This is a genomic window from uncultured Friedmanniella sp., from assembly GCF_964244005.1.
In the GTDB taxonomy this organism is placed as follows: domain Bacteria; phylum Actinomycetota; class Actinomycetes; order Propionibacteriales; family Propionibacteriaceae; genus Microlunatus.
On the sequence record NZ_CAXTHG010000028.1, the window covers coordinates 19,759 to 46,268 of the forward strand.

Sequence of the window (26,510 nt, forward strand, 5' to 3'; positions counted from 1 at the left end):
ACCGGCCCGGCCTCCCGGGGATTCGGACACCGCAGTGTCACCGGGGTTGCGTAGGCTTTCCCTCGTGTCCGTCAGCCAGGTCCAGCTCCCCCCGGGCTACCCGCGCGAGTGGGAAGCAGACGTCGTCCTCACCGACGGCGGCGTCGCCCGGCTGCGACCGATCGTGCCCGCCGACGCCGACCTGCTGGTCGCCTTCTACGAGCGGGTCTCGCCCGAGTCGAAGTACCTGCGCTTCTTCGCCCCGTACCCCCGGCTCAGCATCCGCGACGTCAAGCGGTTCACCGAGGTGGACTACGTCGACCGGGTCGCCCTGATCCTGACCCTGGGTGATGAGATGATCGGCGTCGGCCGCTTCGACCGGATCGAGACCGACCAGGCCGAGGTCGCGTTCCTGGTCGAGGACGCCCACCAGGGACGCGGCATCGCCCAGCTGCTGCTGGAGCACCTGGCCGAGGCGGCTCGCGAGCGCGGCATCGTCGGTTTCGTCGCCGAGGTGCTGCCCGAGAACCGGCGGATGGCCCAGGTCTTCGCCGACGCGGGCTACCGGGTGTCGAAAGGGATCGAGGACGGCGTCCTCAGCGTCGAGTTCCCGATCCTGCCGACCGACACCTCGGTCGGGGTGATGGAGCGGCGCGAGCACCGGGCCGAGAGCGCGTCGGTGCACCGGTTGCTGCACCCGACCCGGGTCGTGATCTACGGCCGCGCCCGCCGCGTCCAGGGGATGGTCAACGCGATGCTCCGCGGCGGCTTTCGCGGTGAGGTCACCGCGGTCAGCTCGGACGGGACACCGGTCGCCGGGGTGCCCACCGCCAGCTCGATCGCGACCGTCCCCGGCCGGCTCGACCTGGCCATCCTCTCGGTGCCGACCGCTGAGCTCGGCGGCGTGGTGATCGACGCCGCCCACAAGGGTGCGCACGGCATCGTGGTCCTCACCGGGACCGACGACTCGCCGAGCGACAACCGCACCGTGGTCAACCTGGCCCGCGCGTACGGCATCCGGGCCCTCGGACCGGACGCCCTCGGCCTGATCAACACCCACTCGGAGGTGGAGATGAACTCCACCCCTGGGCCGATGCCCCGCCGCGGCGGGGTCGGCCTGTTCTGCCAGTCGGCCGCCGTCGGGGTGGCGCTGCTCAACCGGGCCCTGCGGCAGGACCTCGGCCTGTCCTCCTTCATCTCGACCGGCGACTACGCCGACGTCACCGGCAACGACGTGATGCAGTTCTGGGAGGACGACGAGGCCACCCGGGTCTGCCTGCTGTCGCTGGACTCGATCGGCAACCCGCGCAAGTTCTCCCGGATCGCCCGCCGGCTGACCCGGCGCAAGCCCGTGGTGGTGATCGAGCCCGGGCGTACCAGCCGGTCCAGCCACTCCGGGGTCCGCGGCGGTCTGGCCCACGCGCCGGACGAGGCCGTGGACGCGCTCTTCCGCCAGGCTGGGGTGATGGTCGTGCACCGGCGGGGCGCCATGTTCGACATCGCCAAGATCGCCGCCCGCCAGCCGCTGCCCCGCGGCTCCCAGGTACGACTGATCACCAACTCCTTCACCCTCTGCCAGCAGATGGTGCACACCCTCACCGCGGTCGGCCTGCTGACTGAGGAGGAGCCGGTGCTGCTGCACGCCGAAGCCGGACCGGAGGAGTTCGTCGCGGCCGCCCGGACCGCCCTGGCCGACCCGACCTGCGACTCCGTCATCTGCGCGGCTGTGAACGTCTACGAGGAAGGCACCGAGGACGTCATCGCTGCCCTCGACCAGATCGCGCACGAGGGCGACATCCCGCTGGTCGGAGTGTTCCTGGACTTCCACCTGCCGCTCAACCGGGAGGACGAGGTCGACGTGATGGGGGAGCTACCGCGCTTCGACGCCCCGGCCGACGCCATCCACGCCCTGTCCGCGCTCACTGCGTACGCCCACTGGCGCGAACGTGACCCTGGCGCCGTGCCACTGCTCGACCCCGACATCCTGCGCGCCAAGCGCGTCGTGCACCGCGTGCTCTCCGCGCACCCGACCGGCCGCGAGCTGACCGACGAGGAGTCCGCCGAGGTGCTCGCCGCGTACGGTATCCCGCTCGTCCGCCGGTACCCGGTCTCCAGCCTCGAGGAGGCGACCGCCGTTGCGGAGCACCTGGGGTGGAACGTCGTCCTCAAAGCCACCGCCGCCACCGTCCGCAGCCGCCCCGACCAGGCCAACGTGCACCGCAACCTCGCCGGCGCCGACGACCTCGCCGCCGCCTGGGCCGAGCTGAACACCCTGGTGAGCGAGCTCGGTCTGGGCGGCGACATCGGCGCCGTCGGCGAACCGGTCGTCCAGGCGATGGCACCCCCCGGGGTGGCGCTGGTGGTCGGCAGCCGCGAGGACGCCGCCTTCGGGCCGCTGGTCTCGATGGGCCTCGAAGGCATTCCGACCGAGCTCCTCGGCGACACCGTCTACCGCGTCCCCCCGCTGACCACCGTCGACGCCGCCGCCATGGTCCGCGACCTCAAAGCCGCCCCCACCCTGTTCGGTCGGCACGGCAGCCCGCGGGTGCACATCGACGGCATCGAGGACCTGCTGCACCGCGTCGCCCAGCTCGCCGACGACCTGCCCCAGCTCGCCTCCGTCGCCCTCGGTCCCTGTGTCGCCTCCCGCAGTGCCATGTCCGTCCTGGGCGCCCGCATCCTCACCGCGCCGACCGACGACCGACGAGACCCGATGGCGAGAACTCTGTGACTCCTGGCGTCGGGCCTGCTTCGCGCCCTCAAGATCCGATCTTCCTCTCTCGCTCGCAGACGGAAAAGCGTGTCTGCTCGCTCGGTCGTCCAGACCGGACCCGGGCGCTCGCAACCCGACGCGCGCTACTCCCCTGCGAGCGTCGGGTAGGTCGGGCCGCGGCGCTGTCTGGACGATCGAGAGAGCAGACACGCTTTTCCGTCTGCGATCGAGGGAGGAAGACAGCGTCTTGGCGGCACGGCCGAGCGCGAGCGGGACAGTACAGTGAGCGGCATGAGGCTTGGATCGATGCGGAGAGACCTGCGGGCCGACATCGAGGCGTGCGGGTACTTTCCGGACCTCGTCGAGGACGCGGTGATCCTCGCCGTGGCGGAGGAGGAGCTGCTCGACTTCGTCGTGCACCACGAGCCGACCTTTGCCCACGACGAGATCCACCGGCACGTCACCGTGCTGGCCTTGACGCCGACCCGGTTGATCGTCGGCCACACCGACGACCAGCCGGCTGAACCGCCGATGACCGGGATCGCGGCGGCCTCCTCGACCGAGTCGGTCGCCCTGTCCAAGATCAACACCGTCGTGCTGACCCGGGTGGTCAGCCGGCCGGAGTCCTACCGGCCCGGGTCGACCGACGTCGCCGAGACGTGGCTGTCCGTCGGCTGGGGTGCGGTGCGCCGGCTCGACCTGGAGCAGGCGAGCTGTCCCGATCCCGAGTGCGAGGCCGACCACGGCTACACCGGGGCGCTGGTCGGGGACGACCTGACCGTCCGGATGAGCGCCGCCGCCGACGGACCCGACCGGGTGGCCCGGCTGGCCAGGTTCTCCAGCGCCCTGCAGCGGGCGGCTGCCCTGTGACCAGCCCAAGTCAGACGAGCTCCGACCTGACAGAGCTGACGAGCACCGGGTGACCGCCGCAGCGACGACGGCGCCGCTGCCCCCCCTGCTTCTGCCGGCCTACTCCACGTCCACCCTCGCCGAGCTCATGCCCGGCATCGGTCACCACCTCGGCGTTCCGGGCTGCGACCATGACCCACTCACGCTGCCGCCGTCGTCGCGGTACGTGGTGGTGCTCGTCGACGGGCTCGGTTGGCAGCTGCTGCGGCGGGCGTCCCGTGACGTCCCGTACCTCGGCGGCCTGCTGCGCCAGGGGCAGTCCATCACCTCCGGCGTACCCAGCACCACCGTCACCAGCCTGACCAGCCTCGGGACGGGACTGCCGCCCGGCCAGCACGGCATGGTCGGCTACACCGCGCGCATCCCCGACACCGGCGAGATCCTGAACGCCCTCACCTGGGAGTCCGACCTGCTCGGCCGGGCCGTCCAGCCCCGGTCGACCTTCTTCGAACGCGCCGTGGCGGCCGGCGTGGCGGTCAGCTCCGTCGGGCTGCAGCGCTTCGCGGGCAGCGGCCTCACCGAGGCAGCGTTGCGGGGTGCTGATTTTGTCCCGTTCGAGCACGAACGAGCCGAAGAGACCAGGATCTCCCTGATCCAGCAGGCCGTCGCCCGCGGCGACCGCAGCCTGGTCTACGCCTACGAACGGCAGCTCGACCACGTCGGGCACTCCTCCGGCTGCGACTCCGAGGACTGGCTACGGCAGCTGATCCGGGTCGACGCGATGTGCGACCGGATCCGGGACGCCCTGCCCGACGACGTCGTCCTGGTCATCACCGGCGACCACGGCATGGTCGACATCCCGACCAGCCACCAGGTGCTGGCCGAGGACGAGCCCGACCTGATGGCCGGGGTCGACGCGCTGGCCGGGGAAGGCCGGTTCCGACAGCTCTACGTCGACCACGACAACCCCGAGGCCGTCGCCGCCCGCTGGCGCGACCTGCTGGGCGACCGGGCCTGGGTGCGCACCCGAGAGGAGGCGATCGACGAGGGCTGGTTCGGGCCGGTCGCCGGCAACGTCCGGGAGCGCTACGGCCACGTCCTGGTCGCGATGCGCGACACCTGGGCCGTGATGACCCGGCAGTACCCGCGCGAGCTCAGCCTCGTCGGCATGCACGGCTCGCTGACCCCCGCCGAGATGCTCGTCCCGCTGCTGATCGCCTGACCAGCGGCCGGCTCTAGCCAAGCGACAGCGCCCGGGCCGGGCACCGCTCGACGGCCTCCCGGGCGGCGTCCTCCTGCCCGGCGGGCACCTCGGCCTGCAGCACCTGCACGATGCCGTCCTCGTCCTGGTCGAACACCTCGGGCGCCGACAGCACGCAGTTGCCGGCGCCGATGCACACGTCCGGCTCTGCTTCCACCCTCATGATCGGCTCCTCACCAAGGTCACCGGCAGCTCGGTCACACCGTAGACGAACGTCTGCTCCCGGTACGCGGGCCGGCCGGGTTCGACGGAACTCGATCCGGCCGCGGCTGACGCGCTCGGCGTCCCCGAGCACCTCCCGGGCGTCCGCCCAGTCGGTGACGACCCAGACCGGTTGGTCGGCGAAGGGGCTGTCCCGCTTCACCGCACGGCCAGCGACCAGCGGCGGCGCGAAGTTCTCGTCGCGGCGGAAGAGCAGCGGCGCCGTGCTGGTGCTCGCGTCATCCGTAGCCGGAGAATACGCGGCAACCCTGGGAGCCCGGAGGAGCGCGGGTACACCGCGGTGCGCGCGTCGTCTCGCGGGTCGGGCGCACGTCGTGGTCGCCGCGGATGGCAGGATCAGGGGGTGGCCGAGTTCCTGTACTTCACCGGCCCGATGGACTGCGGCAAGTCCACCCTCGCCCTGCAGCTGGACCACACCCACTCCGCGGGCGGGCGCCACGGCCGGCTCTTCACGTCCCAGGACCGCGCCGGTGAGGCGACGATCTCGTCCCGGCTGGGCCTGGTCCGGCCCGCGATCGAGGTGACGCCGGGCTTCGACTTCTGGGACTACGTCGTCTCGCAGCTGACCGGCGGCGAACGCGTCGACTACCTGATCTGCGACGAGACGCAGTTCTACGAGTCGCGCCAGATCGACCAGCTGGCCCGGGTGGTCGACGAGCTGCAGCTCGACGTGATGGCGCTCGGCATCCTGACCGACTTCCAGACCCGGCTCTTCCCGGCGTCCCAGCGGTTGGTGGAGCTCTGCGACTCGATCGAGCTGCTGCAGGTCCGCGCGCTGTGCTGGTGCGGCGAACGGGCCACCCACAACGCCCGGACGGTCGACGGGGTGATGGTGGTGGAGGGCGACCAGGTCATGGTCGGCGACACCGCGGCGCCCGGGGCGGAGGCTGCTCTTGTGGCGTACGAGGTGCTCTGTCGACGGCACCACCGGCGGCGGGTGAGCCGGGCGGTCGCCCGGGCCACGCTGTCGGACCCGTTGCCGTTCGAGCGCGACGAGGAGGACCTTCCCCGCGCTGAGTCGTGGTGAGCGGATTCAGCTGGGCGGCTTCGGACCGCCGAACATGATCTCGTCCCAGCTCGGTACGGACGCCCGCTTGCGCTTCGCCGGCTTGGGCGCGGGCGCCTCCTCCAGCTGGAACTCCTCCGCGTCGGTGAGCTCACCCGCCTCGTCGGCCCGGTCCGCCGCGTCGGTCCGCGCGTACGGCGGGGCGGGCTCGTCGGTGCCGGGCAGCTGGTCGGCGGGCGGGGGACCGTCGTCGACGGGGGTGCTGAGCTCGACCGAGGACTTGTCGTCCATCGGCACCTGGCTGCGGTCGGGGTGCTCGGCCGGCGCCAGCTCGGCCTCCTCGGCCAGGCTCGGCTCGACCGGGTAGTTGACGACGATGGCTGGTTCCCACCCGCCGCCGGCCGTCTCGGGCACGGCTGAGGCGTCGCTCAGACCGGCGTAGACCCGGGGGGAGTCCTCGCTGTAGCCGTCTGGGCCGAGCATCGCGTAGAGCGCCGTCAGCTCGGAGCCTTCCGCGACCTCGGGCGCCGGCTCGGGCTGGTCGGCGTGCTCCGGCTCATCGGCGGCCGGCTCCTGGGCTGCGTCGGTGTCCCGCGGCAGCTCCGCTACGTCCCCGGACTCGGCCGCGGGAACGGCGCGTAGCGACCGGACGGGCGGCAGGTCAGGCGTCGGCTCCGGGGTCGCCGGCACCTCGGGCGCCGGCTCCTGCACGACCCGGACGAGCGCGAGCTCGTCGCTCAGGTCGACGGTCGGCTCGTTGCTGGACTCGCGCGGGCCGCGCCCCGGGCCGGCCGAGCCTGCGGGTTCCTCACCGATCAGCCAGCGGGCCGGGTCGTCGGAGGCGATCGTGTACCGGCCGCGCAGGTCGAACGCGAACGACGCCCGCTGGTCCTCCGCGCCGAGCCGGTACGCCGCGGTGACGGCCCAGCGTCCGTCCTCGAGCCGGTAGGCGTCCCAGTCGATGGTGTCGACGTCCACGCCACGCTTGAGCAAGCGGTCGGCGACCGTGGCCCGCAACAGCCGGTGGCCGGCGGTCTCACCCCGCCGCCGGACCGGGCAGGCCAGCGCCATCAGCGCGATGTTGTCCCGCTCGGCCAGCACCGGGGCGGCGAAGCGTTCGACCCGGTCGTGCTCGAGGCCGGCGACGGCGCTCACGTCCGCCAGCGACTCACCGGCCCGGATGCGTGCCTGGATGTCCCGCGGGCTGAGTGAGCTGTCCATCGGGGTCTCCAGGGCAGGCGGTCGGGGGCCGGGGGCACGCAGCGCCGCCCGTAACCGGTCGTCAACGGCGAGCACCAGCTCTTCGCCGTCGTCGTCGGTCAGGATGAGCGACGTGCCGTCGGGGCCCGGTCCCACCAGTCGCGCGTTGCGCATCGGTTGTGGCGGCTCCCTCAGGCGGTCATGGTCGTGTCGGAGCCCAACCTATCGGAATGTCTCCCTCCGCTTCGCGACACGAGCAGGGTCTCGGCCAGCGTGGTGAGGCTCCGTAGCCAGAGCGCCGGCCGGTCCGGGTGCACGTCGTGACCGCAGCAGGACCGTGCGGCTCGGGGCAGCACTCTCGTCGATGACGGGCCTGAGCCCAAACGAGCCTTGCGGGCCGGTCGTAGGGTTTCGGACATGACCGAGGCGCACCCCGCTCAGCCCACTCCTTCGGCCGCCCCCGAGCCCACCACGGTAGGTCGGCTGCGAGCGTCGGGCCACACCACCCGCGGCACCAAGCAGGAGCTGCGCGAGAACCTTCTCCAGCGGCTGCGTTCGGGGGAGACCGCGTTCCCGGGCATCGTCGGCTTCGACGACAGCGTGCTGCCCGAGCTCGAGGGCGCGATCCTGGCCGGGCACGACCTGGTCCTGCTCGGTGAGCGCGGCCAGGGCAAGACGCGGCTGATGCGCACCCTGGTCACCCTGCTGGACGAGTGGAGCCCCGAGGTGGAGGGTTGTGAGATCCACGACGACCCGTACACGCCGGTCTGCGTCCGCTGCCGGGCGCTGGCCGCCGAGCTGGGCGAGGACCTGCCGGTCGCCTGGCGGCACCGCGACGACCGCTACACCGAAAAGCTCGCCACCCCCGACACCTCGGTCGGTGACCTGATCGGTGACGTCGACCCGGTCAAGGTCGCGCAGGGCCGCACCCTCGGCGACCCCGAGACCGTCCACTACGGGCTGGTGCCCCGGGCCAACCGGGGGGTCTTCGGGCTGAACGAGCTGCCCGACCTGGCCGAGCGGATCCAGGTCGCCCTGTTCAACGTGCTCGAGGAGCGGGACATCCAGGTCCGCGGCTACTCGCTGCGGCTGCCGCTCGACCTCTTCCTGGTGGCCACCGCCAACCCCGAGGACTACACCAACCGCGGCCGGATCATCACCCCGCTCAAGGACCGCTTCGGCGCCGAGATCCGCACCCACTACCTGACCGAGCTGGCCGATGAGGTGTCCCTGCTGCGCCAGGAGGCCGAGCTGGTGTCGGAGGTGGGCGATGCGCTCCTGGAGGTGCTGGCCCGGTTCACCGCGAACCTGCGGTCGTCCTCCTCAGTCGACCAGCGGTCCGGGGTGTCAGCCCGCTTCACCATCGCGGCCGCTGAGGCGGTGTCGGCCTCCGCGCTACGCCGGGCCGCCCGGACCGGCGACGACGAGGCGGTGGCCCGGATCTGCGACATCGGCGTCGTGCTGCCCACGCTGCTCGGCAAGGTCGAGTTCGAGATGGGTGAGGAGGGTCGCGAACGCGCCGTGCTCGACCACCTGCTGCGGCTCGCGGTCGCCGCCACCTTCCGTGACCGCCTCGGCGGCCTCGACCTCGCCGGGTTCACCGGCGTCTTCGCCGAGGGCGCCGTGGTCGAGACCGGCGAGCTCGTCCCGGCGCGCGAGCTGTTGACCCAGCTCGGCAGCGTGTCCGGGCTCTCCAAGGTGCTCGACCGGCTCGGCTACGGCGACGCGGCCAGCCGCGGCCAGGTCGCCTCCGCCGTCGAGCTCACCCTCGAAGGCCTCCACCTGACCCGCCGGATCGAGAAGGAGACCGTCGACGGCCGTACGGTCTACGGCGCCGCCTGAGCGCGAGCAGGAGGTTGTGCCGCTTTTTCGGCGTCGCTGTCCGGTAGAGCCTCCTCTTCGTGAGGGCGACCCTGTGGATATCTCGTCGCGAGGCTCCGGGCACCCCATGCTGCCCACGTGGGTCGATTCGAGGGTGAGCTCCCCGCCACCATCTCTCCGCGTGCGGCAGCTGATCTCGTAGCCGCAGGTGTGAGCCGACACGCCCTCGAAGGCTCGCGGTGGCGCCGCACCAGCAGGGGCTACTACGTGCCGTCCACCGGCGTACCCAGCTCGCCCACCCAGCGCATCATCGAAGCCGCGGCTGTGGTGCAGCCCGGGGCGGCTCTTGGCGGCTGGGCCGCGGCGTACGCCTGCGGAGCCGATCTGCTGGACGGTCTCGACGACTTCACGATGGCTCCGCTGCCGGTCCTCGTCTGCCGCCGGGCGGCCATCGTGTGCCTGTCGCCGGGATCGACTACAAGCAGCACCGACTCGCCGAGGACGAGGTGAGCACGAGAGCCGGGATCCCGTGGACCAGTCCGGCCCGGACGGCGTCGGACCTGCTGCACACGGCGACCGACCTCACGGAGGCGGTGGTCGCTCTCGACGCCATGCTCGCCGCCGGGCTGCCCGTCCGCGACCTGTCACTCACCCCCGGCCGCCGCGGCGCACGGCAGGCCCGAGAAGCCCTCACGCTTGCCCGTGCTGGCGTAGCAAGCACGTGGGAGAGCCGGCTGCGGATGCTCTACGTGCTCGAGCTGGGTCTCCCGATGCCGCTGGTCAACCACCCGGTGTACGACCTCGACGGCCGGCTGCTCGGCGTACCGGACCTGCTGGACGTCGAGGCGGGACTGGTGCTCGAGTTCGACGGTTCGCGGTGGTCAGGATCACCCGTGGCCGGCGGCCACCGCGACCGCGACCAGCACCGAGCCGACAACGTCCGCGAGGAGCTCTTCGAGCGCGCCGGTCTGACGGTCGTCCGGGCCGACGGTCGAGACGTCGGCTACTACCGGCGGCGGCTGATGGCCCGCGTCGGCGCGGCCCGATCCGACGGTCTGAAACGGGACCGTAGCCGGGATCGGTGGGTGGTCGGCACGAGCAGGAGGCTGTCCCGGTTTGAGAGACCCAATAGCCGGGACAGCCTCCTTCCCGGGCGACCTAGGCTGACGTCATGAGTGCCGAGCGGTACGAGAGCCCTGATCCGCACCGGAACGTCCGCTACGGTCCGTGGCGGGGCGGGCCTGACCCGCTGGCGGCGCCGTACGACGTCCGGGCGGCGGTCGACCAGATCGGCTCCGACGTGATGTCGGCGGGCAACGTCCGGGACTCGCTGCGCGACCTGATGCGGCGTGGCGTCGACGGCCGCGGCGGCTTGGACAAGCTGGCGCAGAAGCTGCGCAAGCTGCGGGCGGCGGCCCGGCGGCGAGGTGACCTGGGCGGCACGCTCGACCAGGTCCGGGCTGCGCTCGACCAGGCTCTGGCGTTCGAGCGGGAGGCGCTCGCCGCCACCGAGGGCGACGAGGCCCGGATGGCGGAGATGGAGCTGGACACGCTGCCCGACGACGTCGCCGGGGCGGTCCGCGCGCTGGACGGCTACGACTGGACCTCACCCGAGGCGAAGGCGACGTACGAGGCCATCCAGGACATGTTGCGCCGCGAGGTGCTCGACGCCCAGTTCGCCGGCATGAAGCAGGCGCTCGAGTCGCCCGACCCCGAGGCCATGGCCCGGGTCAAGGACATGCTCGCCGACCTCAACGCCCTGTTGGCGGCGCACGCGCGGCAGGAGGACACCACCGACCAGTTCGCGGACTTCATGGCCAAGCACGGGGAGTTCTTCCCCGAGCAGCCCGAGAACGTCGACGAGCTGATCGACGCGCTCGCCCGCCGGCAGGCCGCCGCCCAGCGGATGATGGCCTCGCTCAGCCCGGAGCAGCGCGAGCAGCTCGGCCAGCTGATGAGCCAGGCGCTCGGCGACGCCGACCTGGCCTCGGAGATGGCGCAGCTCTCGGACAACCTGCGCGCCCTGCGGCCCGGGCTCGACCGCGAGTCGCCGTCGGGGATGAGGCCCGGGGGAGAATGCCTCGGCTACAGCGAGGCCGTCGAGGCGGTCGCCGAGCTGGCTGACCTGGAGGCGTTGGAGAACCAGCTGGCCCAGGGCTACCCGGGCGCCACCCTCGACGACGTGGACGTCGACACCCTCGAGAAGCGGCTGGGGCACGAGGCGCTGCGGGACTTCCAGGGCCTGCGCGACCTCGAGCGCGAGCTGGAGGAGCAGGGCTTCCTGACGCGGACCGACGACGGGCTACGGCTGACCCCACGGGCGGTCCGCCGGCTCGGGCAGACCGCGCTGAAGCGGGTCTTCGCCCAGATCGCGGCGGCCGGGCACGGCGACCACGAGGACCACCGGACGGGCGCGGCCGACGAGCCGACGGGCCTGACCCGGCCGTGGGAGTTCGGCGACGAGCTGCCTCTCGACGCGCCCCGGACGGTGGCCAACGCGCTGCGGCGGGCCGGTCTGCCCGATGCGTCCGGCGATCGCGCCGGGGTCCAGCTGGACGTCGAGGACTTCGAGGTGACCGAGACCGAACGGCGGACGAGCGCGGCGGTGGCGCTCTGCGTCGACCTGTCGTACTCGATGTTCGCGGACGGCCGTTGGGGCCCGATGAAGCAGACGGCGCTCGCGCTGCAGCACCTGATCGAGACCCGGTTCCGCCAAGACGCGCTGCAGGTCATCGGCTTCAACCGGACGGCGCAGCGGCTGTCCCCGGTCGAGCTGGCCGAGATCGAGCCGACCATGCTGCAGGGCACCAACCTCCAGCACGCCCTGCTGATCGCGTCCCGGCACCTGCGTCGGCATCCCGACGCCGAGCCGGTGGTGCTGGTGGTCACCGACGGCGAGCCGACCGCGCACCTGACCGGCGACGGCGGCGCATACTTCCGCTGGCCGACGACGACCGAGACGCTGCGGGCCACCATCGCCCAGGTCGACGAGCTCGGCCGGTACGGCGCCACGCTGAACACGTTCATGCTCGGCGACGACGAGGGCCTGGCCCGGTTCGTCGACGCCATCGCCCGCCGCGCCGGGGGCCGGGTGTTCACTCCCGACATCGGCCGGCTCGGCGAGTACGTGGTGTCGGACTACCTCAAGGCCCGCCGCGGCCGCCGCTGACCCCGACAGTCACCACCCTCTAGAGCCCGGTGAGTGTCTGACAAGGCGGCGAGGTAGAAGTGGAGCATGAAACATCTGACCATCGCCACCGAGGCCGAGAAGAACGCCGACTTCCGCCGCGTCCTGTGGACCGGCACGTACACCCAGCTGGTCATCATGACCATCCCGCCGGACGGGGAGATCGGGGCCGAGGTGCACCCCGAGACCGACCAGATCCTCACCTTCGTCAGCGGCGTCGGCGAGGCCACCGTGGATGGCAGCAAGCGCAAGGTCGCCCAGGGCGACCTCGTCTGCGTACCCGCTGGGGCCAAGCACAACTTCGTCAACACCGGCCCCAACCCGCTGGTCCTCTACACCGTGTACGGTCCGCCCGAGCACGCCGACGGCGCGGTGCACAAGACCAAGGAAGAGGCCGACCAGCTCGAGGAGTCGGGCCTCGACGAGCCGCCCGCCTGACCAGCTCCCCGACGCCACCGTGGTTGGCTCCGACGCTCCTCGAGCACCGTCAGCGGCTGAGACTCCGGTGGGTGGCGACCCAGCGGAGCACGGCTCGGACCAGCAGGCCGGACGTGAGGCCCCAGAAGGCTGCGCCGACCCCGAACAGGCTGATCCCGGAGGCAGTGGCGACCAGCGCGACGACGGCGGCAACCCGGTCGTCCGGCTCGGCCAGGCAGCGTTCGAGGGCGGCACCGAGGGGCCCGAGCAGGGCGAGCGCCGCGACGGTGATCACCAGCCCGGGCGGGGAATGGGTGAGCACGAAGGCCGCGGCGGCGGACGCGAGCCCGAGCAGCACGTTGCTCCCGGCGGCGGCGACGGCCGCGATCCAGCGACGACGAGGGTCTGGGTGAGTCTCGGGTGAGGCGGCCAGCGCGGCGGAGATCGCCGCCAGGTTGACGGCGTGGCCGCCGAACGGGGCCGCTGCGGCCGACACGCCGGCGGTGACGAGCATCGTCGGTCGCCACGGGACGCGGTAGCCGTAGGTCCCCAGCACCGCGACCCCGGGTGCGTACTGCGACGCGATGTTGACCAGGAACAGGGGCACGGCCAGCCCGATCACCAGCCGCCAGTCGAAGACGGGCGTCGTCCAGGTCAGCTGCGGGAGCAGCGCGGCGGTGGTCGGGGTGGCGTCCAGGGTCAGCGCCACCACGACCAGCGCCGCGACCAGGGCCAGCGGGACGGCCCAGCGGCGTAGCAGCGCGTAGCCGACCAGCCAGGTGATCAGGATCGGGGCCGCGTAGCGGGGCGTGCGGCCCAGCGTGGTGAACGCGGTGACGCAGATGGGCAGCAGCACGCCGGCCAGCATCGCGTTCGCGATCGAACCCGGGATGGCGGCCAGTCGGCGGGACAACCAGGGCCACCAGCCGGTGAGGGCGGTCAGTCCGGCGACCACGAGGAAGGCCCCGACCGCGGCCGGCCAGTCTCCCGCCGCACCCTTCCCGCCGGCGAGCAGGGCGGCTCCGGGCGTGGACCAGGCCAGCACGAGCGGCATCCGGTAGCGCAGCGCCAGCACCAGCATGCCGACGGCCATGCCCAGGCACAGCACCAGCAGTCCGGACGCGGCCTGGGCCGTGCTCGCCCCCTGGGCGGTCAGCCCGGTCAGCACGAGCGCGAACGAGGACGAGAAGCCCACCACCGCGGTGACTACGCCGGCCAGGACCGCGCCGAGGGTGTGTCCCCGCTCAGCCACGGCCTCGTCCCGACCTGTCAGCCCCCGTGGTCGCCCGAGCAGCCACTGCCGCTGACAACTCGGAGGAGGAGTGGGTGGTGCGGATCAGCGTGACTGCCGGTGCCGCTGCACCAGCTCGACCAGGTAGGTGCCGTAGCCGGACTTGAGCAGCTTCGTCGCGCGCTCCTCGAGCTCGTCGTCGCTCAGGAAGCCCTGCCGCCACGCGGCCTCCTCGGGCGAGCCGACCTTGAGTCCCTGCCGGGCCTCGATGGTGCGGACGAAGTTCCCGGCGTCGCTCATCGAGTCGAACGTCCCGGTGTCGAGCCAGGCGGTGCCGCGCGGCAGCACGCCGACCTGCAGCTTGCCGGCCTCGAGGTAGTGCCGGTTGACGTCGGTGATCTCGTACTCCCCGCGCGGCGAGGGTGCGAGCCCGCGGGCGACGGGCACCACGTCGTTGTCGTAGAAGTAGAGGCCGGGCACGGCGTAGTTGGACCTCGGCTTCGTCGGCTTCTCCTCCAGCGAGACCGCGCGGCCCTCGGCGTCGAACTCCACCACGCCGTACGCGCTCGGTTCGGCCACCCAGTAGGCGAAGACCGCGCCACCGTCGACGGTGGCGAAACGCTGCAGCTGGGTGCCCAGGCCGGGGCCGTAGAAGATGTTGTCGCCGAGCACCAGGGCCACGTGGTCGTTGCCGATGAAGTCGGCCCCGATCACGAACGCCTGCGCGAGCCCGTCCGGCGAGGGCTGTTGCGCGTAGCTGATCGAGATGCCGAACTGCGACCCGTCGCCCAGCAGCCGCTCGAAACCGGGGGCGTCGTGCGGGGTGGTGATGATCAACACGTCCCGGATGCCGGCGAAGATCAACGTCGACAGCGGGTAGTAGATCATCGGCTTGTCGTACACCGGGACGAGCTGCTTGCTGATGCCCAAGGTGACCGGGTGCAGCCGGGTGCCGGAACCGCCGGCCAGGATGATGCCTCGCATGGCGCACCAGTGTGGCACCTCACCGCCCGCGGCTGACGAACCCCGTCTCGTACGCGACCACGACGGCCTGGACCCGGTCGCGGACGCCGAGCTTGGCGAGGATGCGGGCGACGTGGGTCTTCACGGTGGTCTCGGCCACCACCATCTCGGCGGCGAGCTCGGCGTTGGACAGGCCGCGCGCGACCAGCCGGAGCACCTCGAGCTCCCGTTCGGTCAGTGCTGCCAGTCGAGCCGGGACCCCGGGGGTGACCGCCGGCTCGGCGAAGTGTTCGACCAGCCGCTGCGTGATCGACGGCTCGATGAGGGAGTCCCCGGTCGCCGCGGCGCGGACGGCGGCGATGAGCCGGGACGAAGGCGCGTCCTTGAGCAGGAACCCGGCGGCGCCGGCGCGCAGGGCCCGGTAGATGTAGGCGTTCTGGTCGAACGTGGTGAGTACGACGACGGTCGGCGGGTCCGGCTGGCGCAGGATCTGCTCCGTCGCGGCGAGGCCGTCGAGCTCGGGCATCCGGATGTCCATCAACACGACCTGAGGCTTCGTCAGCGCCGACTGACGGATCGCCTCGAGCCCGGTGTCGGCCTCGGCGACGACCGCGATGTCGCCCTCGGCCTCCAGGATCACCCGGAAGCCGGTACGCACCAGCTCCTGGTCGTCGGCGATGAGGACCCTGATCACGCCCTCATTCTCACCGCCGGACGGCCTGCCGCGACTCATCCTCAAGGATGACGTCGGCCGTGATGATCATCCTCGGTGCTGACGTGGACGACCCGCCCGCAACGGAAGTCTGGGCCCAACGGGGTCACCCAGACCCTGAACCGAAAGGACAACCACCATGAACACCACCGGCATCCGACCGCTGGACTACGTGCTGGCGGCCGCCATGGTCGCGCTCGCCGTCTTCCTCGGGGTCGAGAACGTCACCGCGGGGCCGGTCAACGACCTGGCGCACCCCCTCGACTCCCAGTCCGTGCTCATCGTCCCGGTCTTCGCCCTCGCCGCCCTGCCCATCCTCTGGCGGCGACGCCACATCCTGGCCGCGATCGGCGTCTCGCTCGTGGTCATCGCCGCGAGCCTGCTGGCCTTCGGCTGGCTCACCCGCTGCGGGTTCGCGCTGCCCTTGTCGGCGGCGATGGCCTACGCCGTGGCTCGCTTCGCCGGCGGCAAGCAGAACCAGCTGATCGGGCTGGTCGGCATCGTCGCCCTGCAGATCGTGGTGTTGGTGCACGACTCCTCCACCGGCGGCCTCGGCGGCCTTTCGGTCGGACTGCCCGCCGCCGCTCTGGGCTACGCAGCCGGCCTGGTCGTGCAAGCCCGTAGCGCCAAGCGGGTTGCCGAACCTACGCTGGACTCCGTCGAGCACGTCCACGCCTGAGGGGTCGAGCGATGCGTGAGGGCTTTCGCCGGACCTTCCGGGACATCCGTCTCCTCGACGTGCTCCTGGCGGGAGCCCTCACCGGGCTCGGTTACGTGTTGATGGTCGAGAACGTCCAGGTCGCCGACGACGAGGTCGCCAGCCAGGTGGCGGCCCACGTCATGATCCACCCGATGGGGTCGCACTCGTGGCTGATGCTGCCGGTCTTCCTGCTGGCGCCACTCTCGGTGCTGTGGTGGCGGCGTGGCGTCATCGCCGTCACCGGGGTCGCGCTGGCCGTGATGATCCTGCACGACCTGGCCTTCGGCTGGGTGACCCGCTGCGGGGCCGGGCTCCCGCTCGCGTTCGTGCTGGCGTACCTGGGGGCGGTGTCCCTGGACCGGGCGCGGGCGTGGGTCGCGCTCGGCCTCAGCACGCTCCTGACCGCCGCCGTGCTGGTGGTGGACGCGACCACCGGCTTCGAACCGTTCGTGCTGGCCTTCCCGATCGTGCTGATCGTCTTCGGGATCGGCCGGGCGGTCCGGCACCGGACGGCCATGAGTGCCGAGCTCAAGGCACGGACGCTCGAGCTGCAGCGGCTGCGCGACGAGCGGGTGGCCCTGGAGGTGGCCGGTGACCGGGCCCGGCTCTCGTCCCAGCTCGACGGGCTGCTCCGGGAGCGGCTCGGTCAGCTCACCACGGCGGCCGAGTCGGGCCCCGAGCTCGACCGGAGCCACGCCAAGGCGCTCTTCGCCTCGATCGAGGCCGACAGCCGCGCGACGCTCGACGGCATGCGGGAGATCGTCGGCCTGCTGCGGGGCGGCGACGTCGCGCTGGCGCCGGCGCCCACGGTCGCGCACCTCGACGCCCTGTTGGCTCGGCACACCAGGGCGGACGCGCGGCTGACCGTGGCCGGCGACCCGCGTTCCCTGCCGGCGGCCGTCGAGCTGTCCGCGTACCGCATCGTCGAGCACCTGGTCAGCGTGCTCGCCGACCAGCCGGACTCCCGCGTCGAGGTAGGCGTGCGGTTCGACGACCACGCGCTCGAGATCCGGGTCGACGGGCTCGTCGGCCGGACCGCCGACCTCAAGGCTGCCGTGGCCCGGGCCCGCGAGCGTGCCGCGTTCCTCGGCGGCTCGCTGGACGTACGGGTCAGTCGCGGCCGGGCCCGCGCCGTCGCCCAGCTACCCGTCCTGGCCTAGCGAGCTCCTCGTGAGCCGGTGGCTACGGGTGGAGGGAGCGGCGATCGCCGTCGCCGTGCTGCTGCTCGTCGCCCTGCCGACGGCGCTGCACGGCTGGCCGACGACGCTCCGCGGCAACCTCACCACCCTCATCGTGATCGGTGGCGGACTGGCGCTGGTCGGCTGGCGCCGCCGTCCGCGCGTCGCGTCGACGGTGGCGCTCACGGCCTTCCTGCTCACCGTCACCCAGATCGGCTGGTTTCCCGACACGGGGATCGCGCTCTTCTCCGCCAGCTTTGCCGTGCTCGCCCTCGGCTGGTCGGGCCGCTCGGCCTGGGTGGCGGCCGGCTGCGGCGCGCTCTACCTCGTGGCGTTCTACGTGCACAGCGGGACGGACAGCTGGGTCGCGGCGCTCATGTTCACCGTGCCCCCCTACGTTGCCGGGACGGTGCTGCGGCTGCGGCAGGAGACTGCCGACGAGCTGGCGCGGCGGGCGGCCGAGCTCGAGGAGGAGCGCGAGCTGTTCGCCGAGATCGCCCTGCGTCACGAACGAGCACGGATCGCCAGCGAGCTGCACGACATCATCGGCCACGCGATCAGCGTGATGGTGATCCAGGCGGCCGCCGGGCAGCGACTGGTCGACGCCGACCCGGTCCGGGCGCGAGCGGCCTTCGCGGCCATCTCGGAGTCGGCGCGCCAGGGCGGGCAGGACGTCGAGCGGCTGATCGAGCTGCTGGAGGGCGGCGAGCGTGGCGGCGCGGACCTGTCGCTCGTCGACGAGGTGGTCGCCCGGGCCGTTCGCAGCGGGCTGAACGTCACCTGTCGCTTCGAGGGGGACCGCGATCAGGTGTCCGAGCCCGTCGGCCACCTGGCCTTCCGGGTCGTGCAGGAGAGCCTGACGAACGCTCTGCGGTACGCCCCCGGCGCCGACGTCCGGGTCGTGATCAGCGTGGACGGCGAAGGGCGTGGTCTGAGGGTGCGGGTCGAGAACGACCGCACCCCGCAGTCCGAGTCGCCGCTCGCCGGTACCGCTCGCGGCCTGATCGGTCTGCGGGAGCGGGTCCGGACGCTCGGCGGGCAGTTCGACGCGGGGGCGACCGCCGTGGGCGGGTGGGCCGTCGAGGCCCGTCTTCCCGCAGGGTGAGCCGAGCGCCGAAGCACCGGGGCCTCTCGCGCTTAGGATGTCCGCCATGGCGACCCCCCACAGCCCGGCTGACCTTCGACGTCCGCAGGGGGGCTCACGGTGACGGCGTACCTGGTCACCGGCGGCGCGGGCTTCATCGGCTCCAACTTCGTGCGGCACCTGCTCAAGCACACCGACGCGACGGTGACGGTGCTGGACCTGTTGACGTACGCCGGGAACCCGCAGTCGGTCGAGGGTCTGCCCGCTGACCGCTTCACCTTCGTCAAGGGCGACATCTGCGACGCCCGGCTGGTGGCCCAGCTCGTGGCGAACAGCGACGTGGTGGTGCACTTCGCCGCCGAGTCGCACAACGACAACTCCCTGCTGGACCCCTCGCCGTTCCTGACCACCAACCTGATCGGCACCTACACCCTGCTCGAGGCGGTCCGGCACGCCGAGGTCCGCTTCCACCACATCTCCACCGACGAGGTCTACGGCGATCTCGAGCTCGATGATCCCGAACGCTTCACCGAGTCGACGCCCTACAACCCGTCCAGCCCCTACTCCTCGACCAAGGCGGGCTCGGACCTGCTGGTCCGGGCGTGGGTGCGCTCGTTCGGCGTCCAGGCGACCATCAGCAACTGCTCCAACAACTACGGGCCGTTCCAGCACGTGGAGAAGTTCATCCCGCGCCAGATCACCAACGTGATCGACGGTGGTCGACCCAAGCTGTACGGGGCGGGCACCAACGTCCGCGACTGGATCCACGCCGACGACCACAGCTCGGCGGTGCTGCGGATCGTGGCGGACGGCACGATCGGGGAGACCTACCTGATCGGCGCGGACGGCGAGCGCAACAACCTGCAGGTCGTCGAGACGATCCTCGAGCTGCTGGGCCAGCCGCGCGACGCCTACGACCACGTCAACGACCGACCCGGCCACGACCTGCGCTACGCCATCGACTCGACCAAGCTGCGCACCGAGCTCGGCTGGACGCCGGCCTACTCCGACTTCGACGCGGGGCTCGCGGCCACCATCGAGTGGTACCAGGCGAACGAGGCCTGGTGGCGACCGCAGAAGGCCGCGACCGAGGCCAAGTACGCCACCCAGGGACAGTGACGCCGGTGGCTGCCCTGAGCGTCACCCCGACCGCGATCGACGGCCTGCTCGTGGTCGCGCTGGACGTCCGCGCGGACAACCGCGGCTGGTTCAAGGAGAACTGGCAGCGGCGCAAGATGGTCGACCTCGGCGTTCCCGACTTTGGTCCGGTGCAGAACAACGTCTCGTTCAACACCGCGGCCGGGGCCACCCGGGGCATCCACGCCGAGCCGTGGGACAAGTTCGTCTCGCTCGCCCGGGGCCGGATCTTCGGCGCCTGGGTCGACCTGCGTCCGGGCCCCGGCTTCGGCACCTGCGTCACCCTCGAGCTCGGGCCCGAGACCGCCGTCTTCGTGCCCCGTGGGGTGGGCAACGCGTTCCAGACGTTGGAGGACGAGACCGCCTACTCCTACCTGGTCAACGACCACTGGAGCCTCGCCGCCAAGGACTCCTACACCTTTGTCAACCTCGCCGACGAGACGCTGGCCATCGCCTGGCCGATCCCGCTGGCGCAGGCCGAGCTCTCCGACGCCGACCGGGCGCACCCGCGGCTGGCCGACGTGGTGCCGATGCCTGCGGCCAAGACCCTCGTCGTCGGGGCCGGCGGCCAGCTGGGCCAGGCCCTGAGCGCCGCCTGGCCGCACGCCACCGCCGTCACCCGGGCCGAGCTCGACCTCGCCGACCCAGCGTCGGTCGCGGCGTTCGACTTCGCGCCGTACGGGGTGGTGGTCAACGCGGCCGCCTACACCGCCGTCGACGCCGCCGAGACGCCCGAGGGCCGCAAGGATGCCTGGGCGGCGAACGTGACCGGCGTCGCGGCGCTGGTCGGGGCGGCCCGGGAGCACCGCTGCACGCTGGTGCACGTCTCCTCGGACTACGTCTTCGACGGCACTCAAGCCGAGCACACCGAGGACGAGCCGTTCAGCCCGCTCGGGGTCTACGGCCAGACCAAGGCCGCGGGCGACGCGCTCGTGGCGACCCTGCCCGCCCACTACATCCTGCGGACCAGCTGGGTGATCGGCGCGGGCAAGAACTTCGTGGCCACCATGGCCTCGCTCGCCGACCGCGGCATCTCCCCGGGGGTGGTCGACGACCAGTACGGCCGGCTGACCTTCACCTCCGACATCGCCCGGGCGGTCGACCACTTGCTGACCAGCGGGGCGCCGTACGGCACCTACAACGTCAGCGGCGCCGGTGAGGTGATGAGCTGGGCCGACATCGCGACGGCCGTGTTCGTCGCCCGCGGCCGGTCGGCGACCGACGTGACGCCGGTGAGCACCGCCACGTACGGGGAGGGCAAGACGCTGGCCCCCCGGCCGCAGCACAGCGCGCTGGCCCTGGCCAAGCTCGAAGCCACCGGCTTCGTCCCTGGTCTCGCCACCGACCAGCTGAAGGCGTACCTGGAGACCGTCTCGCCCTGAGCTTGGTTGGAAGCCGGCGAAGGGCTTGCGCTCACCGCGAGAACGTCTTGAGTTCCACGCACAGAGTGTGAGTGAAGGTCTCGTAGTCGGGACACAAACTCACAGTCTGTCGGGCTCAGCAGGGGTGCGCGTTCTGCTAGGTCATGGCCAAGAGAGGCGCAACCTCTTCGAGGCCCTCGACACGTTCGGAACGCGTTGGACTCGCCCTTCGACCGGCTCAGGGAGCGGCCACGGGCCGGGCGCGGACCCCGAGCGCGGCCACGGTCAGCAGGACCCCGGCGCCCACGACCCCGGCAAAGCCCAGCTGGGAGCCCCCGCGGTCGATGAGCAGCCCCATCGCGGCGGCCCCGACGGCGAGCCCGCCGGCCAGCCCGGTCGAGCTCCAGGCGAGGGCCTCGGTCAGCCGCGAGTGCGGGACGGCCGCCTGGGTGACGCTCACCGAAGCGATCATCGTCGGAGCGATGGCCATCCCGCCGACCACGAGCACGGCGGCGAGCAGCAGAGGCGCGTGCAGCCACGGCAGCGGCAGCAGCGACAGGGCGAGGCAGGCGGCGCCGATCCGGAACCGGGCGGCCGGGGACCGCCGCCAGGTGAGGGTGCCGGCGACCACCCCGGCCAGCAGCGAGCCGACCGCCCAGGCCATCAAGATGGCGCCCGCCCACGGCAGCACCCCGCTCTCGGTGGCGAAGGCCACGATCACCACCTCCATCCCGCCGAAGATCGCGCCGAGAGCGACCGAGGCGACCACGACGGGGGCCAGCGCACCCGGGTCGATCCGGGCCCGGACGGTGTCGGCCGTCCGCCGGGGCTGACGCGGCGGCTCAGTACCCCGCTGCGCGGCCAGGGCGAGCGCGCCCACCAGACCCAGCGCGGCGCTGACCCCCAGCGCCACGGCCGGGTGGATGCGGGTGGCCAGGAAGGTGACCAGCACCGGGCCCACGATGAAGACGACCTCGTCGAGGACCGCCTCGAACGCGAACGCGGTGTCCAGCAGCGGTGATCCCTGCAGCCGGTGGTTCCAGCGGGCCCGCACCGCCGAGCCGGCCGAGCTGAACCCGAGTCCGACACCGACCGCGGCCGCCACCACGGCTCCGAAGGGCCAGCCGAGCAGCACGCCGGTGACCAGCAGCCCTTGGGCGACCGTCCAGACCAGGCTCGCGGTGACGAGCACCGACGCCTGCCCCAGCCGGTCGACCGCCCGGCCCCACAGCGGGGCGCTGACGGCCGCGGTCATGGTGCCGGCGCCGGTCACCAGCCCAGCGCGACCAAACGACCCCGACTCGAGTGAGACCAGCAGCACGATGCCGATACCGGTCATCGAGATCGGCAGCCGCGCGACCAGGGCGGCGAGGCTGAAAGCCCGTGCGGCCGGGTCGGCCAGCACGACCCGGTAGGCACCCAGACCGGCGGGCACGTTTTTCCTCCTCTGACAAGATTCGCTGGTGACCTCTCCAGCCGCCCCGACCGTACTCGACCCCTATGACGCGGTCCTTCTCGTCTCCTTCGGCGGTCCCGAGCAGCCGGACGACGTGGTGCCGTTCCTCGAGAACGTCACCAAGGGTCGGGGTATCCCACGTGAACGTCTCGTCGAGGTGGGCGAGCACTACTTCCTGTTCGGCGGTCGCAGCCCGATCAACGACCAGTGCCGCGCCCTGCTGGGCGCCCTGCGTACCGAGCTGGACGGTCGCGGCCTTGCCACCCCGCTCTACTGGGGCAACCGGAACTGGGACCCCTACCTGGAGACCGAGATCAAGGCGCTCGCGGCCGCCGGACACCGGAGGGTGCTCGCCGTCCTGACCAGCGCGTACCCCTCGTACAGCTCGTGTCGGCAGTACCGGGAGAACCTCTACGACGCCGTCCAGGGCAGCGGGGCCGCCGAGCTGGGCGTGACCGTGGACAAGATCCGGCACTACTCCGACCACCCCGGATTCGTCACCGCGTCGGTCGACGCGACCCTGGCGGCCCTGGAGTCGCTGGGGGAGGACGCCGACCCGGCCGAGGGTGAAGCCGCCCGGCTCGTCTTCGTCACCCACTCCATCCCGACGACCATGGCCGAGGCTTCCGGTCCGCCGCCGCGGAGCGCCAACGGTGGCTACGTCGACTGGCACCTCGCCGTCGCCGCGGAGGTCACGCGACAGGTCAGCGCCCGCCGGGGCCGCGACTACACCGGTGACCTGGCGTTCTGCTCCCGGTCCGGCCCGCCCGGCCAGCCGTGGGCCGAGCCGGACGTCAACGACCACCTGACCGAGCTGAAGGCGGCCGGGGTGCCGGGGGTGGTGGTGATCCCGATCGGCTTCATCTCCGACCACATGGAGGTCATCTACGACCTCGACACCGAAGCCGCCGAGACCGCCGCCGAGCTCGGGCTGACGTTCGCCCGCGCCGCCACCGCCGGCACCCACCCGGCCTTCGTGAGCGGCCTGGTCGACCTGCTGGTCGAGCGCGCCGCCGCCACCCGCGGCGAGCAGCCCGACCGACCGGTCGTCGAGGGCGGGGTCGTCGGCTGGTACGACTGCCAGCCCGACTGCTGCGTGAACGCCCGGCAGCCCGACCGCCCCACCCTCTGCCAGGCCGCGGGCCGGCGGTCCGACGCCGCAACCGTGGCCCCGGCCACGGCCGGCGCCGCCGGATGAGCGAACCGACTCAACCCTGGACCGACCTGCAGGCCTACGTCGCCCTACCGCGGCTGACCGACCTGCTGACCGGGCCGAGCGGTGAGGTGCTGGTCGCGGTCTCCACCCTGGACGCCGAGGCGACCGGCTTCCGGTCCGCGTGGTGGCAGCTCGACCCCACGGGCGCGGCGCCGCCCCGCCGGCTGACCCGGTCCGTCGAGGGGGAAGGTGCGGCCGCCTTCCTGCCGGATGGCCGGCTGCTCTTCACCTCCTCGCGTCCGGTGCCCGGCGGTACGGCCGACGGGGCCGGGGAGTCTCGGGCCGTCTGGTGCCTGCCCGCCAGCGGGGAGGCGTACGTGCTGACCCGCCGCAGCGGCGCCTGGGAGTCGGTGACCACGGCACGGCAGAGCTTCCGGGTCGTGCTCGGGGCCCAGCTGATGACCGGCGCGACCACGGTGGCCGAGGACGAGACCGCCCAGGCGGCCCGGCGCGACCGGACGGTCACCGCCCTGCTGCACGAGGCCGCCCCGGTCCGGCACTGGGACCACGACCTCGGGCCGGGCGGACCCCGGCTGCTCAGCGCCGACCTGGACGGCGTCGCCGAACCGCTCACGGCTGCCGACGCGCTCGACCCCGCCGCACTCCGGGTGCTCGTCACCCCCGGCCGGGCGCTGGACTCGGCGCCGGACCTCGACGCCGCCGGCGAACGGGCCGTGGTCACCTGGGCCGTCAACGGCCCGCGGGGCGTCGTCCGCACCTCCATCGCGCTGCTCGACCTGGTCGAGACGGCCGAGCCGCGGATCCTGGCGGCGGCGACGGACGAGCACGACTTCTCCGCGGCGCGGATCTCCGCGAACGGCCGCCAGGTGGTCTGCGTCCGCCGTTCCCGCGGCACCGCCGACGAGCCGGCCGACCAGCGGCTCTACCTGATCGACGTCGCCACCGGTGCCGGTGAGGTGCTCGCGGCCGACTGGGACCGCTGGCCCGTTCCCGCCGCGTTCTCCGCCGACGGCGCGTACGTCTACGTCACCGTCGACGAGAACGGCCACGCCCCGGTGTACGAGGTCGCGGTGGCCGACGGCCGCCGTCGCCGGCTGACCGACCTCGGCGCCCACACCGCGGTCCGGCTCGCCGCCGACGGCCGCACCCTCTACGCGCTCCGCAGCGACTACAGCGACCCGGGCTCGGTGGTGGCGGTCGACACCGCCACCGGGGTGGTGACGGTGCTGCCGCGACCGGTGGACTACCCGCTGCCGCCAGGCCGGATGGAGAACGTCGAGGTGCTCGCGACCGACGGCGCCCGGGTCCGCGGCTATCTGCTCACCCCCGCCACCGCGTCGCGGAGCACCCCGGCGCCGCTGGTGCTGTGGGCGCACGGGGGTCCGTTCAGCTCCTGGAACGCCTGGTCGTGGCGCTGGAACCCGTGGCTGCTCGTCGCCCAGGGGTACGCCGTCCTGCTGCCCGACCCGGCGCTGTCCACCGGCTACGGCCGCGCGATGATCGCCCGCGGCTGGACCCACTGGGGCGACACGCCGTACACCGACCTGATGAGGATCACCGACCTCGTCGAGCAGCGGCCCGACATCGACGGCGAGCGGACCGCCGCGATGGGGGGCTCCTTCGGCGGCTACCTCGTCAACTGGATCGCCGGCCACACCGACCGGTTCCGCTGCCTGGTCAGCCACGCCAGCCTGTGGGACCTGGAGACCTTCCTGCGGACCACCGACCACCCGTGGGCCTGGGAGATCGAGCTGACGCCCGAGATGCGGCACCGGGCCTCGCCCGCCCGGTTCGCCGACCAGATCACGACGCCGATGCTGGTGGTGCACGGTGACCGCGACTACCGGGTGCCCATCTCGGAGGGGCTCGCGCTGTGGCGCGACCTCGTCAGCCGCCACGACGGACCCGAGGAGGAGCTGCCGCACAAGTTCCTGTACTTCCCCGAGGAGAACCACTGGGTGCTCTCACCGCAGCATGCGGTGATCTGGTACGAGGCGGTCCTGAGCTTCCTGGACACCCACGTCAGGGGTGGGAATTTCGTGCGGCCGGCTGCGTTGTAGGGGGCGCGAGAGCTCCAGAGCAGCGCCGACTCGGCTCAGTGTGATAGGCATGCGCTCGCGAATCGCGGAACTGCCGTGTGACGGGCAAACGAACGCTGGGCGGGGAACCGCCCTGGAAGGAGTGAGATGGCGACCGACTACGACGCCCCTCGCAAGACCGACGAAGAGATGAACGAAGACAGCATCGAAGAGCTGAAGACTCGTCGCAACGACAAGAACTCGGGCAAGGTCGACGAGGACGAGGCGGAGGCCGCTGAGGCCTTCGAGCTCCCCGGTGCTGACCTGTCGCACGAGGAGCTCACCGTCCGGGTGCTGCCGCGGCAGTCCGACGAGTTCACCTGCGCCGGTTGCTTCCTGGTCCGGCACCGCAGCCAGATCGCCGAAGAGCGGGCGAACGGCGACGAGTTCTGCTTCGACTGCGCCGGCTGAGAGCCGGTCAGCCCTGGCGGCAGCGCTACATCACAATTGGATAAGGGTTCTAGCCGCAGGCGGGCTCCCATGATCAACTTGGCTTGCACTTCTGGTTTTCGACAACCAGGGTGCAGGCCAGTTCTTTGTCGTCGGTGATCATCCTGTTCCGACGCCAGGCCTGCTCCCCGTCTGCCGGAGCTGCCGAGATGTGCCGGGCTGATTGGGGGCAGTCAGACCGGACAGAAAGCCGCCTCGCGTCCTCCAGGCGCGAGGCGGTGATCCGTACATCGCTCGCCGCGAGGGCTGGTGGTCGCTTCGCTCCCGCCCCACGATCCGTACATCGCTCGCCGCGAGGGCTGGTGGTCGCTTCGCTCCCGCCCCACGA

General features: G+C 72.2%; 23 protein-coding genes. 17 read left to right on the top strand and 6 right to left on the bottom strand.

Features of this window, described 5'->3' with window-relative positions; all coding sequences use genetic code 11:
- Positions 1 to 64 precede the first annotated feature (64 nt).
- The 3 genes from ACFE76_RS16230 (at position 65) to ACFE76_RS16240 (ending at position 4,763) form a co-directional block, all read left to right on the top strand.
- Positions 65 to 2,710: a GNAT family N-acetyltransferase gene (locus tag ACFE76_RS16230; RefSeq protein WP_375432813.1), complete on the top strand. Its 2,646-nt coding sequence runs from the start codon at positions 65 to 67 to the stop codon at positions 2,708 to 2,710.
- 288 nt (positions 2,711 to 2,998) lie between these two features.
- Positions 2,999 to 3,562, top strand: a complete 564-nt coding sequence (locus tag ACFE76_RS16235; RefSeq protein WP_375432814.1) for a DUF5998 family protein — start codon at positions 2,999 to 3,001, stop codon at positions 3,560 to 3,562.
- A gap of 49 nt (positions 3,563 to 3,611) precedes the next feature.
- Positions 3,612 to 4,763, top strand: a complete 1,152-nt coding sequence (locus tag ACFE76_RS16240; RefSeq protein ID WP_375432815.1) for an alkaline phosphatase family protein — start codon at positions 3,612 to 3,614, stop codon at positions 4,761 to 4,763.
- A gap of 13 nt (positions 4,764 to 4,776) precedes the next feature.
- Here the strand turns inward: ACFE76_RS16240 and ACFE76_RS16245 are convergent, their stop codons facing one another.
- Positions 4,777 to 4,965, bottom strand: coding sequence for a ferredoxin (locus ACFE76_RS16245; RefSeq protein WP_375432816.1), 189 nt, complete (start codon positions 4,963 to 4,965; stop codon positions 4,777 to 4,779).
- Between the two features lie 402 nt (positions 4,966 to 5,367).
- Between ACFE76_RS16245 and ACFE76_RS16250 the strand changes: the two genes are divergently transcribed.
- A complete protein-coding gene (locus tag ACFE76_RS16250; RefSeq protein WP_375432817.1) occupies positions 5,368 to 6,051 on the top strand; it encodes a thymidine kinase in 684 nt (227 codons plus the stop codon).
- Between the two features lie 6 nt (positions 6,052 to 6,057).
- On the opposite strand, the gene sepH is transcribed toward ACFE76_RS16250, so the two are convergent.
- Positions 6,058 to 7,404 carry a septation protein SepH gene (sepH, locus tag ACFE76_RS16255; RefSeq protein ID WP_375432818.1) on the bottom strand — a complete coding sequence of 449 codons (1,347 nt, stop codon included), beginning with the start codon at positions 7,402 to 7,404 and terminating at the stop codon, positions 6,058 to 6,060.
- A gap of 243 nt (positions 7,405 to 7,647) precedes the next feature.
- Here sepH and ACFE76_RS16260 point away from each other — a divergent pair, with 243 nt between their 5' ends.
- From ACFE76_RS16260 to ACFE76_RS16280, 5 genes are all read left to right on the top strand, one after another.
- A complete protein-coding gene (locus tag ACFE76_RS16260) occupies positions 7,648 to 9,072 on the top strand; it encodes a sigma 54-interacting transcriptional regulator (RefSeq protein ID WP_375432819.1) in 1,425 nt (474 codons plus the stop codon).
- A gap of 189 nt (positions 9,073 to 9,261) precedes the next feature.
- Positions 9,262 to 9,561 (top strand): hypothetical protein, encoded by a 300-nt coding sequence (locus tag ACFE76_RS16265; RefSeq protein WP_375432820.1) that lies wholly within the window; start codon positions 9,262 to 9,264, stop codon positions 9,559 to 9,561.
- Positions 9,558 to 10,226, top strand: a complete 669-nt coding sequence (locus ACFE76_RS16270) for a hypothetical protein (protein ID WP_375432821.1) — start codon at positions 9,558 to 9,560, stop codon at positions 10,224 to 10,226. Before ACFE76_RS16265 ends, ACFE76_RS16270 begins: the two co-directional genes overlap by 4 nt.
- Positions 10,223 to 12,220 carry a VWA domain-containing protein gene (locus ACFE76_RS16275; RefSeq protein WP_375432822.1) on the top strand — a complete coding sequence of 666 codons (1,998 nt, stop codon included), beginning with the start codon at positions 10,223 to 10,225 and terminating at the stop codon, positions 12,218 to 12,220. The genes ACFE76_RS16270 and ACFE76_RS16275 overlap by 4 nt, the downstream gene beginning before the upstream one ends.
- Before the next feature lie 66 nt (positions 12,221 to 12,286).
- The gene (locus tag ACFE76_RS16280; RefSeq protein ID WP_375432823.1) at positions 12,287 to 12,676 is read left to right on the top strand and encodes a cupin domain-containing protein; all 390 of its coding nucleotides are present in this window, start codon (positions 12,287 to 12,289) and stop codon (positions 12,674 to 12,676) included.
- A gap of 49 nt (positions 12,677 to 12,725) precedes the next feature.
- Here the strand turns inward: ACFE76_RS16280 and ACFE76_RS16285 are convergent, their stop codons facing one another.
- The 3 genes from ACFE76_RS16285 to ACFE76_RS16295 all read right to left on the bottom strand — a co-directional run bounded on the left by ACFE76_RS16285 (position 12,726) and on the right by ACFE76_RS16295 (position 15,543).
- Entirely contained in the window at positions 12,726 to 13,907 is a 1,182-nt protein-coding gene (locus tag ACFE76_RS16285) for a benzoate/H(+) symporter BenE family transporter (RefSeq protein WP_375432824.1), read from the bottom strand.
- 84 nt (positions 13,908 to 13,991) lie between these two features.
- The gene (gene rfbA / locus ACFE76_RS16290; protein WP_375432825.1) at positions 13,992 to 14,870 is read right to left on the bottom strand and encodes a glucose-1-phosphate thymidylyltransferase RfbA; all 879 of its coding nucleotides are present in this window, start codon (positions 14,868 to 14,870) and stop codon (positions 13,992 to 13,994) included.
- Positions 14,871 to 14,889: 19 nt separating this feature from the next.
- Positions 14,890 to 15,543, bottom strand: coding sequence for a response regulator (locus ACFE76_RS16295; RefSeq protein ID WP_375432826.1), 654 nt, complete (start codon positions 15,541 to 15,543; stop codon positions 14,890 to 14,892).
- Positions 15,544 to 15,700: 157 nt separating this feature from the next.
- Between ACFE76_RS16295 and ACFE76_RS16300 the strand changes: the two genes are divergently transcribed.
- The 5 genes from ACFE76_RS16300 (at position 15,701) to ACFE76_RS16320 (ending at position 21,042) form a co-directional block, all read left to right on the top strand.
- Positions 15,701 to 16,240: a hypothetical protein gene (locus ACFE76_RS16300; RefSeq protein WP_375432827.1), complete on the top strand. Its 540-nt coding sequence runs from the start codon at positions 15,701 to 15,703 to the stop codon at positions 16,238 to 16,240.
- A gap of 11 nt (positions 16,241 to 16,251) precedes the next feature.
- A complete protein-coding gene (locus ACFE76_RS16305) occupies positions 16,252 to 17,421 on the top strand; it encodes a hypothetical protein (protein ID WP_375432828.1) in 1,170 nt (389 codons plus the stop codon).
- 10 nt (positions 17,422 to 17,431) lie between these two features.
- Entirely contained in the window at positions 17,432 to 18,544 is a 1,113-nt protein-coding gene (locus tag ACFE76_RS16310; RefSeq protein WP_375432829.1) for a sensor histidine kinase, read from the top strand.
- Positions 18,545 to 18,643: 99 nt separating this feature from the next.
- Positions 18,644 to 19,642: a dTDP-glucose 4,6-dehydratase gene (gene rfbB, locus ACFE76_RS16315; RefSeq protein WP_375432830.1), complete on the top strand. Its 999-nt coding sequence runs from the start codon at positions 18,644 to 18,646 to the stop codon at positions 19,640 to 19,642.
- On the top strand, positions 19,639 to 21,042 hold the full coding sequence (locus ACFE76_RS16320; RefSeq protein WP_375432831.1) for a sugar nucleotide-binding protein: 1,404 nt from the start codon (positions 19,639 to 19,641) through the stop codon (positions 21,040 to 21,042). The genes rfbB and ACFE76_RS16320 overlap by 4 nt, the downstream gene beginning before the upstream one ends.
- 217 nt (positions 21,043 to 21,259) lie before the next feature.
- On the opposite strand, the gene ACFE76_RS16325 is transcribed toward ACFE76_RS16320, so the two are convergent.
- Positions 21,260 to 22,456 carry an MFS transporter gene (locus ACFE76_RS16325; protein WP_375432832.1) on the bottom strand — a complete coding sequence of 399 codons (1,197 nt, stop codon included), beginning with the start codon at positions 22,454 to 22,456 and terminating at the stop codon, positions 21,260 to 21,262.
- A gap of 28 nt (positions 22,457 to 22,484) precedes the next feature.
- On the opposite strand from ACFE76_RS16325, the gene ACFE76_RS16330 reads away from it, so the two are divergent.
- The 3 genes from ACFE76_RS16330 (at position 22,485) to ACFE76_RS16340 (ending at position 26,143) form a co-directional block, all read left to right on the top strand.
- A complete protein-coding gene (locus ACFE76_RS16330; RefSeq protein WP_375432833.1) occupies positions 22,485 to 23,675 on the top strand; it encodes a ferrochelatase in 1,191 nt (396 codons plus the stop codon).
- Positions 23,672 to 25,714: a prolyl oligopeptidase family serine peptidase gene (locus ACFE76_RS16335; RefSeq protein WP_375432834.1), complete on the top strand. Its 2,043-nt coding sequence runs from the start codon at positions 23,672 to 23,674 to the stop codon at positions 25,712 to 25,714. Before ACFE76_RS16330 ends, ACFE76_RS16335 begins: the two co-directional genes overlap by 4 nt.
- A gap of 126 nt (positions 25,715 to 25,840) precedes the next feature.
- Complete coding sequence (locus ACFE76_RS16340) at positions 25,841 to 26,143, top strand: DUF4193 domain-containing protein (RefSeq protein WP_375432835.1); 303 nt, start codon at positions 25,841 to 25,843, stop codon at positions 26,141 to 26,143.
- Positions 26,144 to 26,510 lie beyond the last annotated feature (367 nt).

What these genes read in the sequence shown, in the direction of transcription:
- ACFE76_RS16235 (WP_375432814.1), top strand. Translation starts at nt 2,999, where the DNA reads ATGCGGAGAGACCTGCGGGCCGACATCGAGGCGTGCGGGTACTTTCCG.
- ACFE76_RS16245 (WP_375432816.1), bottom strand. Translation starts at nt 4,965, where the DNA reads ATGAGGGTGGAAGCAGAGCCGGACGTGTGCATCGGCGCCGGCAACTGC.
- sepH (WP_375432818.1), bottom strand. Translation starts at nt 7,404, where the DNA reads ATGCGCAACGCGCGACTGGTGGGACCGGGCCCCGACGGCACGTCGCTC.
- ACFE76_RS16260 (WP_375432819.1), top strand. Translation starts at nt 7,648, where the DNA reads ATGACCGAGGCGCACCCCGCTCAGCCCACTCCTTCGGCCGCCCCCGAG.
- ACFE76_RS16275 (WP_375432822.1), top strand. Translation starts at nt 10,223, where the DNA reads ATGAGTGCCGAGCGGTACGAGAGCCCTGATCCGCACCGGAACGTCCGC.
- ACFE76_RS16280 (WP_375432823.1), top strand. Translation starts at nt 12,287, where the DNA reads ATGAAACATCTGACCATCGCCACCGAGGCCGAGAAGAACGCCGACTTC.
- rfbA (WP_375432825.1), bottom strand. Translation starts at nt 14,870, where the DNA reads ATGCGAGGCATCATCCTGGCCGGCGGTTCCGGCACCCGGCTGCACCCG.
- ACFE76_RS16300 (WP_375432827.1), top strand. Translation starts at nt 15,701, where the DNA reads ATGAACACCACCGGCATCCGACCGCTGGACTACGTGCTGGCGGCCGCC.
- ACFE76_RS16305 (WP_375432828.1), top strand. Translation starts at nt 16,252, where the DNA reads ATGCGTGAGGGCTTTCGCCGGACCTTCCGGGACATCCGTCTCCTCGAC.
- ACFE76_RS16335 (WP_375432834.1), top strand. Translation starts at nt 23,672, where the DNA reads ATGAGCGAACCGACTCAACCCTGGACCGACCTGCAGGCCTACGTCGCC.
- ACFE76_RS16340 (WP_375432835.1), top strand. Translation starts at nt 25,841, where the DNA reads ATGGCGACCGACTACGACGCCCCTCGCAAGACCGACGAAGAGATGAAC.